Genomic DNA, 1,555 nt, shown 5'->3' on the forward strand with positions numbered 1-1,555 from the left:
GTAAGTCAGTATGACTTCCGTGACGTACGGGCTGGCCTCGTGTGGGGAATAAACGCGGGTTAGCATCGCTGCCAGAGCCGCACGGTGTGGGCAGGCCACACCCGGCAACTTCCACCACGGAGGCCAGCATGGGAAACGATAGCACGGTGTGGGTTGGACTAGATGTGCATAAGGAATCGATCACGATCGCCTATGCGATTGACGCAGGTGAAGTCGAGTCGATGGGGAAGATCGGTACAACGCCAACGGAAATCGACCGACTGTGCAAACGCCTGCAGTCGAAAGCTCGGTATGTGCGTGTCGTTTATGAGGCGGGCCCCTGCGGTTATGGTTTGTACCGACGACTGGTCGCGCAGGGATTGGACTGCATGGTATGCGCCCCGTCGCTGATTCCACGCAAGCCAGGGGAACGGGTCAAGACAGACCGACGTGACGCGATAAAGCTGGCGCGTTCGCTGCGTGCAAGAGATCTGTCGGCAGTGTATGTGCCAAGCGTCGAGGACGAGGCGTTCAGGGATCTGGCACGAGCCTGGGCATCGGCCAGGGACGATTTACGGCAGGCGCGACAGCGACTGAAGTCCTTCCTGCTCTCTCACGGTGTGCACTACATCGGGCGCGCGGATTGGGGCGCTGCACATCGACGCTGGCTAAGCAAATACTCATTCGAGACTGCATGGAGGCAACTCGCGTTTGAAGAGCATCGACGCTCAATCGAGGACCGTCTGGCGCAGTGTGAAAGACTGGAAGTGGCGCTGCGCGAAGCCGTGGTCGAGTGGGGTTTCTATCCGGCAGTGCTGGCGTTGCAGGCAATGCGCGGCATCCAGTTCATTACGGCAGTGGGCATGATCTCCGAGCTCGGAGATCTGTCACGCTTCGACCATCCACGCCAGCTGATGGCCTGGCTGGGCATCACACCTTCGGAGCATTCGTCCGGAGGCACTCGACGCCAGGGCGGCGTCACCAAGGCTGGTAACAGCTATGCAAGAAAGCTGCTGGTTGAAGCAGCATGGAGCTACCGGCATCCGGCACGCGTAGGCAAAACACTGCAGCCTCGACACGAAGGTATTCCGAAGGCGATCATTGATCGCGCGTGGGATGCCCAGCTCCGACTGTGCAAGAAGTATCGCAAACTCGCGACGCGAGGCAAAAATGTCAACGTTGCGGTGGTAGCTGTTGCCCGGGAACTGGCGGGCTTTATCTGGGATATCGGCCGTCTGGCGATGTCGCTGGCATTGCCGCGGCGCACTGCACGGCCGGCATAACAGACCAGAGGCACACCAATTACCTCACAACATCCTTGAGAGTTTCCTGAAGGCGGCGTAGCCCGGTACAAGAGCAACCCACGGCGCCGCTTCGCGACGGCAGACAGCAGGCCGATTCGCGGCGTAAGAAAGTGGCAGGCTCACATGACGGACCTCTGTAATGCGGTACCCAACCCGCGGATATCAGCGTGATTCACCGTCGACCTTACTGCTACGTCGCCCTCAGGAAATTCCTTTGCCTATGGAAAAACCGCAAACCTGGATATCGCGATTGACACGGAAAGTCATATCAG

General features: G+C 59.1%; 1 protein-coding gene. It reads left to right on the plus strand.

Going from position 1 to position 1,555, the window contains the following annotated elements:
* The first annotated feature begins 128 nt into the window (after positions 1–128).
* On the plus strand, positions 129–1,262 hold the full coding sequence (locus tag ACTJLC_RS31705) for an IS110 family transposase (protein ID WP_244745492.1): 1,134 nt from the start codon (positions 129–131) through the stop codon (positions 1,260–1,262).
* The last annotated feature ends 293 nt before the right edge of the window (positions 1,263–1,555 follow it).

It is taken from the genome of Paraburkholderia sp. 22099 (assembly GCF_052045835.1).
Lineage (GTDB): Bacteria > Pseudomonadota > Gammaproteobacteria > Burkholderiales > Burkholderiaceae > Paraburkholderia > Paraburkholderia terricola.

Coding starts and splice junctions, on each gene's coding strand:
- ACTJLC_RS31705 (WP_244745492.1), top strand. CDS start 129: ATGGGAAACGATAGCACGGTGTGGGTTGGACTAGATGTGCATAAGGAA.